General features: G+C 54.2%; 13 protein-coding genes. 4 read left to right on the top strand and 9 right to left on the bottom strand.

The genetic code is table 11. The features are described 5' to 3' along the window. Nucleotides 1-8 precede the first annotated feature (8 nt). The 3 genes from HALA3H3_RS19465 (at nt 9) to HALA3H3_RS19455 (ending at nt 3160) form a co-directional block, all read left to right on the top strand. On the top strand, nt 9-347 hold the full coding sequence (locus HALA3H3_RS19465; RefSeq protein ID WP_022523230.1) for a 4a-hydroxytetrahydrobiopterin dehydratase: 339 nt from the start codon (nt 9-11) through the stop codon (nt 345-347). Then, the gene (locus HALA3H3_RS19460; RefSeq protein ID WP_009286948.1) at nt 348-1538 is read left to right on the top strand and encodes an amino acid aminotransferase; all 1191 of its coding nucleotides are present in this window, start codon (nt 348-350) and stop codon (nt 1536-1538) included. It begins immediately after the preceding gene. Between the two features lie 137 nt (nt 1539-1675). Further along, entirely contained in the window at nt 1676-3160 is a 1485-nt protein-coding gene (locus HALA3H3_RS19455; protein WP_022523229.1) for a hypothetical protein, read from the top strand. On the opposite strand, the gene HALA3H3_RS19450 is transcribed toward HALA3H3_RS19455, so the two are convergent. The 3 genes from HALA3H3_RS19450 to HALA3H3_RS19440 all read right to left on the bottom strand — a co-directional run bounded on the left by HALA3H3_RS19450 (nt 3157) and on the right by HALA3H3_RS19440 (nt 5835). Next, nucleotides 3157-4491 (bottom strand): MATE family efflux transporter, encoded by a 1335-nt coding sequence (locus HALA3H3_RS19450; RefSeq protein ID WP_039859217.1) that lies wholly within the window; start codon nt 4489-4491, stop codon nt 3157-3159. The genes HALA3H3_RS19455 and HALA3H3_RS19450 overlap by 4 nt on opposite strands. Before the next feature lie 93 nt (nt 4492-4584). After that, nucleotides 4585-5169: a YceI family protein gene (locus HALA3H3_RS19445; RefSeq protein ID WP_022523227.1), complete on the bottom strand. Its 585-nt coding sequence runs from the start codon at nt 5167-5169 to the stop codon at nt 4585-4587. 108 nt (nt 5170-5277) lie between these two features. After that, the gene (locus HALA3H3_RS19440; protein WP_022523226.1) at nt 5278-5835 is read right to left on the bottom strand and encodes a cytochrome b; all 558 of its coding nucleotides are present in this window, start codon (nt 5833-5835) and stop codon (nt 5278-5280) included. 353 nt (nt 5836-6188) lie between these two features. On the opposite strand from HALA3H3_RS19440, the gene HALA3H3_RS19435 reads away from it, so the two are divergent. Further along, a complete protein-coding gene (locus HALA3H3_RS19435; RefSeq protein WP_022523225.1) occupies nt 6189-6467 on the top strand; it encodes a hypothetical protein in 279 nt (92 codons plus the stop codon). Nucleotides 6468-6580: 113 nt separating this feature from the next. On the opposite strand, the gene HALA3H3_RS19430 is transcribed toward HALA3H3_RS19435, so the two are convergent. The 6 genes from HALA3H3_RS19430 to accD all read right to left on the bottom strand — a co-directional run bounded on the left by HALA3H3_RS19430 (nt 6581) and on the right by accD (nt 13056). Continuing rightward, the gene (locus HALA3H3_RS19430; protein ID WP_022523224.1) at nt 6581-7792 is read right to left on the bottom strand and encodes an O-succinylhomoserine sulfhydrylase; all 1212 of its coding nucleotides are present in this window, start codon (nt 7790-7792) and stop codon (nt 6581-6583) included. Nucleotides 7793-7804: 12 nt separating this feature from the next. Further along, the gene (gene purF / locus HALA3H3_RS19425; RefSeq protein ID WP_009286952.1) at nt 7805-9325 is read right to left on the bottom strand and encodes an amidophosphoribosyltransferase; all 1521 of its coding nucleotides are present in this window, start codon (nt 9323-9325) and stop codon (nt 7805-7807) included. A gap of 87 nt (nt 9326-9412) precedes the next feature. Next, a complete protein-coding gene (locus tag HALA3H3_RS19420) occupies nt 9413-9988 on the bottom strand; it encodes a CvpA family protein (protein WP_009286953.1) in 576 nt (191 codons plus the stop codon). 3 nt (nt 9989-9991) lie between these two features. Continuing rightward, nucleotides 9992-10714, bottom strand: a complete 723-nt coding sequence (locus HALA3H3_RS19415) for an SPOR domain-containing protein (RefSeq protein WP_027957478.1) — start codon at nt 10712-10714, stop codon at nt 9992-9994. Continuing rightward, complete coding sequence (folC, locus tag HALA3H3_RS19410; protein ID WP_022523222.1) at nt 10701-12059, bottom strand: bifunctional tetrahydrofolate synthase/dihydrofolate synthase; 1359 nt, start codon at nt 12057-12059, stop codon at nt 10701-10703. The genes HALA3H3_RS19415 and folC overlap by 14 nt, the downstream gene beginning before the upstream one ends. Beyond that, nucleotides 12037-13056: an acetyl-CoA carboxylase, carboxyltransferase subunit beta gene (accD, locus tag HALA3H3_RS19405; RefSeq protein WP_022523221.1), complete on the bottom strand. Its 1020-nt coding sequence runs from the start codon at nt 13054-13056 to the stop codon at nt 12037-12039. Before accD ends, folC begins: the two co-directional genes overlap by 23 nt. Nucleotides 13057-13096 lie beyond the last annotated feature (40 nt).

Raw genomic sequence — 13096 nt, 5'->3', positions numbered from 1 at the left:
GCCAAACAATGACAAGGCTAGCCGACGCCATTTGTGAACCGTGCAGCAAAGATGCTCAACCTTTAAGTAAAGATGAAGCCCAAGAGCGGCTAAAAAGCCTCAGCCAGTGGCAGATTGTCGAGCACGATGGCATCATGAAGCTGTCGCGAAGTTTTAAATTCCGTGACTTTGCCAGCGCATTGGCATTTACCCAAGGCGTTGGCGATATTGCAGAGCAGGCTGGCCATCACCCCGTTATCGTGACCGAGTGGGGCAAAGCCACCGTCACGTGGTGGTCTCACGCTATTAAAGGCCTGCATCTTAATGACTTCATTCTTGCCGCCAGAACCGACGAGGTAGCCGAATAAATGTTTGAGCATATTGAGCGAGTCCCAGGAGATGCCATTCTCGGGCTGATCGAAGCTTTCAAGAAAGATACCAATCCGCAAAAGGTGGATTTAGGTGTTGGTGTTTACCGCGATACCCAAGGCAATACGCCGGTAATGCGCGCCGTTAAGGAAGCAGAAGCTCGCCTGCTCAAGAATGAAACGACGAAAACCTATATCGGTTCTCACGGCGCGCCCAGCTATGGTGAAGTAGTACTTCCCATGGTTTTCGGTGCTGAGTCACCGGTACTCAAAGCCAACCGTGCCAGCGCTACCCAGTCGCCTGGCGGCACCGGCGCCCTGCGCCTAGCAGCCGACTTCATTTCCACTCAGTTGCCGGGCAAAGGTATCTGGGTAAGCGACCCAACATGGCCCAACCACCACGGTATTTTTACCGCCGCGGGTATTGAGCTGCACAAGTACCCCTACGTTGACCCCGACAACCGTCTCGACTTCGACGGTATGCGTACAGCGCTAAAAAGCATTCCAGAAGGCGATGTAGTCGTACTCCACGCCTGCTGCCATAACCCGACCGGGTTTGACCTTTCCCACGACCAGTGGCAGGAAGTATTAGAGATCGTCCGTGAGCGCAAGCTGCTGCCGCTGATCGACTTTGCCTATCAGGGCTTTGGCGAAGGGCTGGACGAGGATGCTTACGGCGTTCGCTTACTGGCGGAAAACCTCGACGAAGCGATCATCACCAGCTCCTGCTCCAAGAACTTCGGTATTTATTGTGAGCGTACCGGCTGCTTGATCATGGTGGCAAAAGACAGCGAGCAGATGGACAACATTCGCTCACAGGTCGCGATCGTGGCACGGGAAAACTACTCAAACCCGCCTGCACACGGCGGCGCTATCGTCAGCGAGATTCTCCACGACCCTGAGCTGACTGCGCTATGGCGTGAAGAGCTCACCGAAATGCGTGACCGTATCAATACTCTTCGTCGCGATTTCGTTGAAGCACTGAAACCCTATGGCCTGGACGAGAAGTACGCCTGCGTAGCTGAACAGCGCGGTATGTTCTCCTACACAGGCTTAACGCCGGAACAGGTAGATCGGTTGCGCGATGAGTTTGGCATCTACATGGTACGCTCGGGTCGCGCTAACGTAGCGGGCTTCTCCCATGAGAACCTGCCCTACCTGGCCAAAGCGATTGCCGCTGTCAACGACTAGCTAGCAAGCATTGCCGCACTACAAACGCCCAGGCCTACCTGGGCGTTTTTGTGTGCTGAATACTTGACCGATTAGTCAACACTTCGGCACACTCAGCGTTGCCTTGTATACAACACACCATAATCAAGAGGCCTAACATGGCGGCTGCCAGCACCCACTACCCCTGGTACAAAAAAGAAGACACCGACGCGTTCTTCGCCCTGTTCCAAAACAATATTGCCAACTTTGTCATTATTGCCATCACCATGCTGGGCATGGGATTCCCCTCTTCCATTGTCTATGGGCAGGTGCTGCCAGGCGCGGCAGTAGCGGTAATGGTCGGTAATTTCTACTATGCCTGGAGCGCGGCAAGACTGGCCCGCAAAGAGAACCGTGCCGATGTAACGGCGCTCTCTTACGGTATCTCAACGCCGGTTATGTTTGTATTTCTATTCGGCGTACTGCTACCCGCCAAACAGCTCACCGGTGATGCAGAAATGGCCTGGAAAGTAGCCGTCGCCGCCTGCTTTATCAGCGGCGCCATCGAAGCCGCAATCAGCATAATTGGCCGCTGGGTGCAGTACCACCTACCGCGCGCTGCCATGCTGGGCGCCGTTGCGGGTGTCGCACTGACGTTTATCGCCGGTGAAATGCTGTTCAAAACGCTGGAAATGCCGATTATTGGTTTACTGGTGCTAGCGATCATTATTGTTGGGCTGGTCGCACGAGTGAGTATGCCGTTTAAACTCCCCACCTCACTATTCGCCATTATCGTCGGCACCACCATGGCCTATTTGATTGGCGACGCCGGCACCGAGCGCTTTAGCGATGCGTTCACGCACTTGGGCTTTTATCCATTACTTCCCAACCTATCCTGGTTTGAAGGGCTGGGATTACTGCTGACCAGTATGCTGGCGGTACTCACCGTGGTGCTGCCGATTACGCTCTATAACGCCATTGAGACGATGAACAACGTCGAGGCGATGGAGGCCGCAGGCGATAAGTACGATGTGCGGGAGTGTCAGGCGGTTGATGGCGCAGGCACCATGATTGGCGCGCTGTTTGGCGGCGTCTTTCCTACCACGGTCTATATTGCCACCGTAGGGGCCAAGTGGATGGGCGCAGGCCGGGGCTACAGCCTTCTCAACGGCGCGGTATATGCGCTGGCTACCATGTTCGGCTTAATCGCTGCCCTAGCCGCAATCATTCCCGTTTCAGTGGTCGCACCGATTTTGGTCTTTGTCGGTATGTCGATGATTGCCACCGCGTTTCAGTCCAACGACACACGCTACTATCCTGCCGTGGCGTTGGCCATGCTACCCTACTTCGCCAACTACGTGATGACGCGCTTTAACCGCGGGGCTGGTGAGGTCGTCACCGATATATCCAGTGCCATTGTGGTGATGGGCCAAGGGGCTATGTTTATGGCCATTCTGTTGGGCGCTATGACGGTATCGGTGATTGATCACCAGTTCCGACGCGCGGCCGCCTTCGCTGCCATTGCCGCGGGCTTTTCCTTCGTTGGGCTGATGCACGCCCCCGAACTGTCATTCAATGCTGCCCCAGAGTTCGTGATGGGCTACTTAGGGATGGCGCTGCTGTTTATCTACTTCTCCTTTCAGGAAGCTGGGCGCCTGCGTTAATTAACGAATCCCGCCTGCCGATGCGGGCGGGAAAGAATGCGCCGCATGACTTGCCACGCCATCAAGCCTGCCAGCAGGTTGCCTACGGCGGCGCCCGCCGCCAGCCCCCACCAACCGAAGAACTGTGAACCTAACCACAGGCAGGGCAAATAGCAGATAAACAGCCGTGCGCTGGATAGCAGCATCGCTCGCAGCGGCCAACCTAGAGCATTGCCCGCCGAAACCACTAACATACAAACGCCCAGCGCTGCGTAGCTTGGCAGCAGAAAGCGAATCAGCAGGGTCAGCTCGTTTTGTACCTCTGGATTGCCTGCTAAGGCCATGGCTAGCCAGGGAGCCCCCAGGGCCAGTAGCACTCCCAGACTAAGCTGCCAAACCAGCGCGACCTTTACCGCCAAACGCATAAGCTGCTGAATTTGCCCCCAATCTCCGGCACCATAGCAGCGTCCTAACCACGGCGGTAGCGACATGGTCATAGCCAGAATAACCATCAGGGAAAGCGTTTCCAAACGGCTCGCCAACCCCCAGGCCGCTACTTCACTTTCACCCAGACCCGCCACCACTGAGATTGCCAGCATCGCAGCCAAGGGCGGCATCAGTTGGCTGACCATCGCAGGGGCGGCAATGCCAGTAAACGGTCGCCACGACTGCCTCGCCTCTAGCCATAGGCCTTGCTGCGATGCCCACTGGCGTTTGAGCAGTTTACGTGTAGTGACCAACAGACCCACTGAGAAGGCAATTGCAGTTGCCCAGGCAGCACCGGGCAATCCCCAACCCTCCCAATCGCCGACACCAAAAATCAGTAGTGGATCGAGCACCAGGTTCACAACACTACTGAGAACCATCATTTTACCTGGTAAACGGGTATCGCCATGGGCACGGAAAATGCTGTAGCTGAAATAGAGCAGTGCTCCCAGCCAGGCGGACAACAGTTGCGGCCCCCAGTAAATATGGATATAGGAAAGCGTCGTTTCATCGGCGCCAAGGAGCTGAAAAACGGGCACATGGAACACCCACAAGGCAAACGCCAACAGACCAATCACTCCGCCACCTGCCATTAATACCAGGCTGCTCAAGCGCCTCGCTCGCTCCCCTTCCCCTGCGCCGAGCGCCCGGGAAATAAGTGCCGCAATGGCGATACCCATACCCACTTGAATGCCGATAATCAGAAATGACAGCGGAAAGGTGAACGACTGCGCCGCTAGCTGTGCGGTACCCAAACGGGCAATAAAGGCGCTATCAACAAGTTGAAAACCCAATAGCGCCAACACCCCGATGGCCATTGGCCAGGTTTGCCGCCATAGGGTTATCGCCAACTCGCGTTGCTGCATCACAATTGCCAAGCCAACTCTCCTTTTATTCGCCTTAAACGCAAAAACGCCACCACCCCTCGCGGAGTGATGGCGCTTAACTAAAAGTACTCTTTACTGACGAATACCTTCAAACGTGACGTACAGCTCAAGCTCATGCATGGATTCTGGAAAATCGCTCATGTCGATTCCGTAATCACTCAACGTCAGCGTAGTGCTGCCTTCGAAACCAGCACGGTAGTTACCCCAAGGGTCATCACCCTCACCCATCAGTGTAACCGGCATTTCAATCTCTTGGGTTTCGCCATGCAGGGTCAGATCACCAGTCAAGACGCCTTCATTTTCACCCGTTGATTCAAAGCCTGTGGAGCTAAATGTGGCGGTAGGGAACTCACCGGCATTAAGGAAATCTTCGCTCAAGATATGGCGATCACGCTCGGCGTGATTGCTGGTCAGGCTATCAACCTGCACTTCGATTTCAGCAGAAGACGCGTCGAGATCTTCAGGATCATAGGCAAACTGACCATCGAACTCTTCAAAGCTGCCGAGAATGTAGGAGAAGCCCAGATGTGAAATTTTAAACTGGACAAAAGCGTGCTGACCTTCGGTATCAATCTGATAATCAGCTGCCTGCGCTTGGCTCAAAGGTACCAGCGCTACAGCGGCGATCGCGGATGCAAATGCTGTCTTCTTGAACATATTGAATTGCTCCTTGCTTTACTTAATAGGCACCGCGGGCAGTCAATTATCTTACCCGCAGTGTTTAGAAAAACGTGTATACAGACAACGTCATTAACTTGGTGCGTTTTAATTGCCAGCTTGGCTATGCGCTGGGTTTAACATGCGTACCAAGGTTTTATGCCGACCTAACCAATGGTGCTTAACAGCAGCAAGGGCGTGGCCCGCTGCCAGGATCATCAACGCCAGGGCGCTGTACCAGTGTACGGTGCCCGCCTGGCTTGCCTGATTGGGCAAGTCATATAGCAACGCCGGCACCTCAAACCAACCAAACACACTAATACCACGTCCATCAGCAGTAGAAATTAAATAACCGCTCACCATAACGACTATTAGAAGCACATAGAGCGCAATATGACCGAGATGGGCAGCAATAGTTTCTAATCGACTCCCCTCGGCGTAGGGCGTCGGCTGTACGAAGCGCCATACCAAACGCGCAAAGGTAGCAAACAATAGCAAGATGCCAATCGAGCGGTGTACCCACGGCCCCTGATTATACCAAGGGTCATAATAGCCCAGGTCAGTCATCCACCAGCCCAGTGCAAACAGACCAATAATGGCCAGCGCGCTTAGCCAATGAAACAGAATACTAATCAATCCCCAACCGTTGCGACTGTTACGCCACATTGTGCTATTCCTCATTTTATCTATGGCTGCTTCAACTTAGCCAACGCGCTTATCAGATCTTGGATTACGCTATTCGTCCACGCCCAGAACCTTACCGCTAGAAGCTAATAAAAACCGCTGAAAAAAGCAGGATATTTCATTCGTAAAAACCATTGAATAACCAGGTAACAATTTTTACGCAGTTCGTCTTTCTAAAAAGACAAAGCCAATCCATTCTATAAAATCGAACAAAAAAAGCAAATATAACCAATTTTATAATTTTGTTTGCACGCTTACTATTAATGTATGTCCTAAAGGACATCCAGCAATGACCGAAAAACGGTACATAAACTTTCTATTAGAGAGCGCCAATCATGAAAAAAATGACCCTTATCACCGCTATTGCCATGACATTGACTTCTACTGCCGTTCTAGCTGAACAGGGATCTGGCGAGCTTAACCAGATTATTCAGCCTAGCTCTTCAGCGAATTACAGCACTGACAGCGTGCACCTGACACCAGCTGATTTGCCTTTGGTCAACGGCGATGCAAAGAACAACACCGTTGTTGCTCCGAGCTCTCACATCAATCACTCTTCCAGCAATGAAGATCAGGTTGCGCTGTCAGACCTGCCTCACCGCAACGCTTCTTGAAACAAATAAGGGGGCTTTGTTTGCACAGCATATGACCCATTAGGTTTCAAAAGTACGAAAAACCCACCTTCAAAGGTGGGTTTTCGTGACTGTGTAGGATTGCTTAACATCAACTAGCCAGCCAGAACATCCAGTCCACGAGCAAGATCGCGCTGGATATCCTGCTGACTCTCAAGCCCTACCGCCACGCGGATCAGCCCTGGCGCAATACCCGCCGCTTCTTTCTGAGCATCAGACAAACGCCCATGGGTAGTGGTGGCCGGATGAGTAATAGTGGATTTAACGTCACCCAAATTCCCTGTTATCGAAAGCATTCGGGTTGCATCGATCACCTGCCACGCACCCTCTTGTCCTCCTTTCACTTCAAAACCCAGCACCGCGCCAAACCCTTTCTGCTGCTGTTTAGCCAAAGCGTGCTGAGGATGATTCTCCAGGCCGCTATAAAACACATGCTTAACCGCCGGGTGGGCATCCAGCCAACGCGCCAGGGTCAAGGCGTTTTCACAGTGAGCTTTCATACGCAGCGACAGGGTTTCCAGGCCCTTGGTAAAAATCCACGCATTGAAGGGGCTCAAGCAAGGCCCGCAGGTGCGCACCACGCCGAACACTTCCTCAAGCAGCGCATGACTACCTACCACGGCACCACCAACTGCACGGCCTTGGCCGTCCAAATACTTGGTCGCTGAGTGAATAACCAAGTCAGCACCTAACGCCAAGGGCTGCTGAAGTGCCGGGGTAAGGAAGCAGTTATCTATCGCCAGTAGCGCATCGTGACGTTTTGCCAACGCAGACAGGGCCGAAATATCGGCAATTTCTGACAGTGGATTTGAGGGCGTTTCGGCAAACAGTAGCCGCGTTTTGGGAGTAATCGCCGCTTCCCAGGCAGCAACGCTGGAAAGTTCCACATAGCGCGTGGTAATACCCAGCTTACCTAGATACTTATCGAACAGACTAACCGTCGAGCCAAATAGCGACCGGGAGGCCACAATCTCGTCCCCTGCGGAAAGCAGTGCCAGCGCAGTGGAGAGAATAGCGGACATACCCGAGCTGGTGGCCACACAACGCTCGCCACCTTCAAGGGCCGCCAGGCGGCGCTCAAAGGTATGCACTGTCGGGTTGGTAAAGCGCGAGTAGACGTTGCCCGGCTCCTGCCCACCAAATTTACGCGCCGCTTCTGCAGCGCTTTCGTAGACAAAGCTTGAGGTCGGAAAAATAGGCTCCGAGTGTTCCTGCTCGAAGGTACGCTGATGGCCCGCACGGATAGCCAGCGTCTCTAATGACCACTCATCCTGGTGACCGTCTTCCTGATGATTATCATCATGCATAAGACTTCTCTCCTAATCGTCCAGGTCATCGTCCTGATTGTGCATATCGACCAGGGCATGATCACCGGCACTTTGATCCTTGGCGGAATCATTACGGCTAGCTTCCAAGGCGGCCAGGTAGGCGTCGTCGATATCACCAGTCACGTAATTGCCGTCAAACACCGAGCAATCAAACTCTTCCATTTCCGGGTTCACTTCGCGGCAGGCCGCTTTTAGATCCTCTAGGTTTTGATAGAAGATACGGTCAGCGCCAATCAAATCCCCTACTTCCTCTTCGCTGCGGCCATGAGCAATCAGCTCAGACGCTGCAGGCATATCGATGCCATACACGTTGGGGAAACGTACCGGGGGCGCCGCCGAGGCAAAATAGACCTTGCGTGCCCCGGCATCGCGGGCCATTTGAATGATCTGCTTACAGGTCGTGCCGCGCACAATGGAGTCGTCCACCAACAAAACGTTTTTGCCTTTAAACTCAACGTCTATCGCATTGAGCTTTTGGCGTACCGATTTTTTACGCTGAGTTTGCCCCGGCATAATAAAGGTACGGCCAATATAGCGGTTCTTCATGAACCCTTCGCGGTAGGTCACCCCGAGGTGCTGCGCCATTTCAAGGGCGGAGGTACGCGACGTATCAGGGATCGGGATGACCACGTCGATATCGTGATCCGGCCACTCGTTGAGAATGCGATCCCCCAGCTTGCGACCCATCTGCATACGGGTGCCGTAAACATAGGCGCCGTCCAACAGTGAATCGGGACGCGCTAGATAAACGTGCTCAAAGATACACGAACGTAGCTCGGGGCGGTCAGCACATACCTGGGTGTGAATATTGCCTTCGATGTCGACAAAGATGGCTTCACCAGGCGATAGGTCACGCTCCAGTTCAAAACCGCCCACATCCAAGGCGACGGATTCGGAGGCGATCATCACCGCCTGCCCGTTCTCCTCTTCGCGGGTACCAAACACCACGGGGCGAATACCGAAGGGGTCACGAAATGCCACCATGCCAAAGCCATTAATAATCGCGACAGCGGCATAACCACCCTTGCAGCGACGGTGAACACGACGCACGGCGTCGAAGATATCTTCCGCTTCCAGGTGCAAACCCTGCTTGCCCAGCTCGTGAGCGAAGACGTTAAGCAGCACTTCAGAATCGGAGCTGGTGTTGATGTGACGCAGATCGGTAGAGAACAGCTCCTGCTTCAACTGCTCAGAGTTGGTCAGGTTACCGTTATGCGCCAGCGCAATGCCGTAAGGAGAGTTAACATAGAACGGCTGTGACTCAGCTTCACTTGAAGAGCCTGCCGTCGGGTAACGCACGTGACCAATGCCTAGGTTACCTTTTAGGCGGGCCATATGACGGGTGTGAAATACATCACGTACCAAGCCGTTACTCTTGCGCAGTAGGAAGCGTCCCTCGCTCCATGTCATCATGCCGGCAGCGTCCTGGCCACGATGCTGAAGTACGGTCAGGGCATCGTAGATTCCCTGATTTACCGCCTGCTTGCCCAGAAGGCCCACTATACCGCACATTCACGTTACCTCGCTTAATGCCATGGCTTACCTAAGTCACATACCTAAGAAAGCCCGAACGTTCGTAGAATCGACTTCAGTAGCAGGTCAATCACCTGCCGGGATAACCTCACGCTCCGTCGCACTAGGCAGACGCAGTTCAGGTAGAGAGATGTCGCGCAGCGACGATGGCGCCTCAGGCAGCTCACGATCCCACTGATCTAACTGGCTCACCGCCCAATCGCGCAGTTGAATAAAGGTCGGTCGCAGCTCGGCTTGTTGCCACGCCTGCAGTTCAGCCAGCGGTGTGAGGGTAATCAGCACGGTAGCAATAAGCAAAATAACCGCCCCACGAGCAACACCAAAAGCGGCCCCCGCCACACGGTTCAAAAGCCCCATGCCTACCCACTCAATCGCCGCATGCACCAAGCGAATGACTATGCCGCAAAGCAAAATAACGGCAAAGATCACCAGTATAAAAGCGAGCACTAGGCGGGCATCAAAGCTATCGATAAACCCGCTCATCAGTTCGGCCACCGGTTCGGCGAGGACTCGGGCAACCATTAAGGCAACGACCCAGGCGGCCAACCCCAATGCCTCGCGAACAAATCCCCGGACGAATCCGGCTAGCATTGATAGCGCCAGCACGGCCAAGAACACCGCATCAATCCAGGTTAATGCCATCGTTTAGTCTCTTACCCGAACAAGCAGGCCCTGCACATTGGCCCGCTCTTTAATCGAGGACATGGCAGACTCCCCCTCCTCAGAAGTGGCATAAGGGCCCACAAAGACAGTGGTCATATTGTTATCGCGCTCACGCTGATAAACAGTAAACCCTTCACCCGAAAGCTGCTCGCTAAGGCGCTGCGCATTACCGGGCTCTCCAAAGCTGCCGACTTGCACCGCCCACTCTCCCTGAGCACTTGCTGAGGGGGTGGATGAGCTAGATGAGGAGCTTTGCGATGAACGTTGTGAAGAGCCCTGTGAAGAGCCTTCACTGCTGTTTTGACCGCTGCCACTATTGCTGGCAATCAGGTCAGCAATAGGGTCGCTATCGGAGGTCGCCGGCTCTTCATCCGGTTCACTGGATCCCGCCGCCTCGGGACTCGAGGGCGACTGATTAGCAGCAGTAATTTGATCGGTTTCCGGCAACCTCGGATCGACGTCAATAGGCACATCGCCCTCTTCATTACGGGGCGCTGACGATAGAGACGGCTCGCCGATGGTTGAAGGCCTTTCCGGTGCAGGAACGTCACGGCGCTCCACTTCAACGGGCTGCTCGATCACAAAGTTCGGCTGGGGACGTTCTTCCCTTGGTGCGGGGTCACTCATTAGCCACGGCACAAAGATCGCCAGTAGCGCGAGCAGAATCACAATACCGCTAATGCGTTCCGTTTTACCGTATTTCATTTCCGTCTCCATCAAGCGACGCAGCGCCTGTTGGCAGTGGCCGAGCTAACAGTGCCGCTACTGTAAAGAACGACCCGGTGGCCAAGACACGATCATTGGGCGTTAACATGTTAGCGAGCCAATCGACGCCTGCTTGCGGCGAATCAGCACTAAAATGCACCCGCCCTCCCTGAGCTATAATACGTTGCGACAACTCGCTTGCCTGGCAACCTCGCTCTCCGCTCAACGACACGCACACCCAATCACTAATGCGAGACGCTAACGTCTGTATGACACCGTCAATATCCTTATCATTCAACATGCCAATAAGGCCCCACTGCCGACCACCTTCCGGAGGTTGCGGCAAATGGCGAACGACATACTCGGCAGCATGAGGATTATGACCTACATCCAGGCACCAAGGCCCAATCCATTGCAGCCGCCCCGGCAACTGCACAGAACTCAACGCAGCTTGCACGCGCGCCGCTTCCAACCCAAGCCCTGCAAGCACAAGCGCCTGCAAAGCAGTGGCGGCGTTATCGATAGGCAGCCCCGGCTCGGGAAGCTCGTCAATAACAATGCGTTGACCATCCGGATGCTGCCCCTGCCAGCGCCATTGCGAAGGCTCAGAAGCCATCGTCTGATGGGCAAATTGCTGGCCCAAACAAAACATAGGCGCCGCCAGCACCTGAGCACATTCAGCGACACTGGAAGGTAACGTTTGGCTACCTAGCACGGCGGGACGATTGGCACGAAAAATACCGGCTTTTTCACGCCCAATCTGGGCTAAATCGGTGCCTAAAAAGTTAGCGTGATCCTGAGCAATAGTGGTAACAATGGCCACATCCGCATCAATAATATTGACTGCATCAAGGCGACCACCCAGCCCCACTTCTAGCACCGCAAGATCAAGCTTTGCATTGGCCAAGCACCACAGTCCGCACAGTGTCCCCGCTTCAAAATAGGTCAGGCTGATTTCACTGCCCTGCAATCGTGCCTGCTCAACCCGCTCAAAGCCTTGCACCAGCAGTTGGTCGTCGGCTTCCTGATCATCGATTTTAACGCGCTCGTTGTAGCGCAATAAATGGGGAGAAGTGTAGGTACCCACTCGCCAACCATGGGCACGGGCAACGCTATCAATCATGGCAAGGGTTGAGCCCTTGCCGTTGGTGCCTGCTACCGTAATAACGCGGGGGGCGATGGGGCTTGAAAGCAGCCCCATCCGTTTAGCCACCTGCGAGACCCGCTCCAGGCCCATATCAATCCCTACCGGATGCAGCGTTTCCAAATGCTGGAGCCACTGTTGCAAAGAGTAGAGCGGCAAAGAAGGTGTCTGCAGAGAGTCAGGCATTGCGCGAATGGTCATCACTCTTAACGAAAGCGGTGTCCTTCTTAGGCGCCTCAACTTTCTCGAACGTTACGTCAGCGGTTTCCGCCAAGCTATCTTCCTCAACGATAGGCTCAACGACCTCAGCATCATCAGGATTGGTCGAACTCACCGGCGTTGCGTCGTGGTGGGTTAACTTACGCAGCACACTACCCACGCGGGCACGCATTTCATGACGATGAACGATCATGTCGACGGTACCGTGCTCAAGCAGAAACTCGCTGCGCTGGAACCCTTCTGGCAAGGTTTCACGCACCGTTTGCTCGATGACCCTGGGGCCTGCAAAACCAATCAAGGCATTGGGTTCGGCAATATTCAAGTCACCCAACATGGCTAGTGAGGCTGAAACACCGCCAAAGACCGGATCCGTAAGCACAGAAATATACGGCACACCCGCTTGTTTGAGCTTTTCAAGCGCGGCGGATGTTTTAGCCATCTGCATCAACGAGAAGAGCGCTTCCTGCATACGTGCCCCACCGGAGGCGGCAAAGCACACTAGCGGGATGTTCTCTTCCAGCGCCACGGTAGCGGCGCGAACAAATTTCTCGCCGACCACTGCCCCCATTGAGCCGCCCATAAAGGTGAACTCAAAGGCAACGGCAACGACCGGAAGACCATCCAACTCACCGCGCATAGCGACCAGCGCATCTTTCTCGCCAGTATCTTTTTGCGCCGCAGTCAGGCGGTCTTTGTATTTTTTAGAGTCGCGAAACTTCAACCGATCATTGGGTTCGATTTCCGCCGCGATCTCTTCGCGTTCTGCTTTATCCAAGAACCAGTCCAAGCGTTTGCGTGCCGTCAAGCGCAGATGGTGATCGCACTTGGGACAGACGCTGTTATGTTTCTCTAGCTCAGGGAGGTAGAGAACCGCTTCGCACTTGGGACATTTACGCCAGAGGCCGTCGGGCACGCTAGCGCGACGGTCTTTACGCTGGATGCGACCCATGGAGGGTACGATCTTGTCTAACCAGCTCATATCAAAAAGGCTTCCGTTATACGTCAACGCCTGGCAGAAC

It is taken from the genome of Halomonas sp. A3H3 (genome assembly GCF_000982975.1).
Taxonomy (GTDB): domain Bacteria; phylum Pseudomonadota; class Gammaproteobacteria; order Pseudomonadales; family Halomonadaceae; genus Vreelandella; species Vreelandella titanicae.
Note: the sequence above shows the minus strand (reverse complement) of the source record. Positions and strands in the feature narration are given on the sequence as shown.

Excerpts from the sequence above, each read along its gene's own strand:
- HALA3H3_RS19460 (WP_009286948.1), top strand. The coding sequence starts at position 348 with ATGTTTGAGCATATTGAGCGAGTCCCAGGAGATGCCATTCTCGGGCTG.
- HALA3H3_RS19420 (WP_009286953.1), bottom strand. The coding sequence starts at position 9,988 with ATGGCATTAACCTGGATTGATGCGGTGTTCTTGGCCGTGCTGGCGCTA.
- HALA3H3_RS19430 (WP_022523224.1), bottom strand. The coding sequence starts at position 7,792 with ATGCATGATGATAATCATCAGGAAGACGGTCACCAGGATGAGTGGTCA.
- accD (WP_022523221.1), bottom strand. The coding sequence starts at position 13,056 with ATGAGCTGGTTAGACAAGATCGTACCCTCCATGGGTCGCATCCAGCGT.
- folC (WP_022523222.1), bottom strand. The coding sequence starts at position 12,059 with ATGACCATTCGCGCAATGCCTGACTCTCTGCAGACACCTTCTTTGCCG.
- HALA3H3_RS19455 (WP_022523229.1), top strand. The coding sequence starts at position 1,676 with ATGGCGGCTGCCAGCACCCACTACCCCTGGTACAAAAAAGAAGACACC.
- HALA3H3_RS19435 (WP_022523225.1), top strand. The coding sequence starts at position 6,189 with ATGAAAAAAATGACCCTTATCACCGCTATTGCCATGACATTGACTTCT.
- purF (WP_009286952.1), bottom strand. The coding sequence starts at position 9,325 with ATGTGCGGTATAGTGGGCCTTCTGGGCAAGCAGGCGGTAAATCAGGGA.
- HALA3H3_RS19465 (WP_022523230.1), top strand. The coding sequence starts at position 9 with ATGACAAGGCTAGCCGACGCCATTTGTGAACCGTGCAGCAAAGATGCT.
- HALA3H3_RS19445 (WP_022523227.1), bottom strand. The coding sequence starts at position 5,169 with ATGTTCAAGAAGACAGCATTTGCATCCGCGATCGCCGCTGTAGCGCTG.
- HALA3H3_RS19450 (WP_039859217.1), bottom strand. The coding sequence starts at position 4,491 with ATGCAGCAACGCGAGTTGGCGATAACCCTATGGCGGCAAACCTGGCCA.
- HALA3H3_RS19440 (WP_022523226.1), bottom strand. The coding sequence starts at position 5,835 with ATGTGGCGTAACAGTCGCAACGGTTGGGGATTGATTAGTATTCTGTTT.
- HALA3H3_RS19415 (WP_027957478.1), bottom strand. The coding sequence starts at position 10,714 with ATGAAATACGGTAAAACGGAACGCATTAGCGGTATTGTGATTCTGCTC.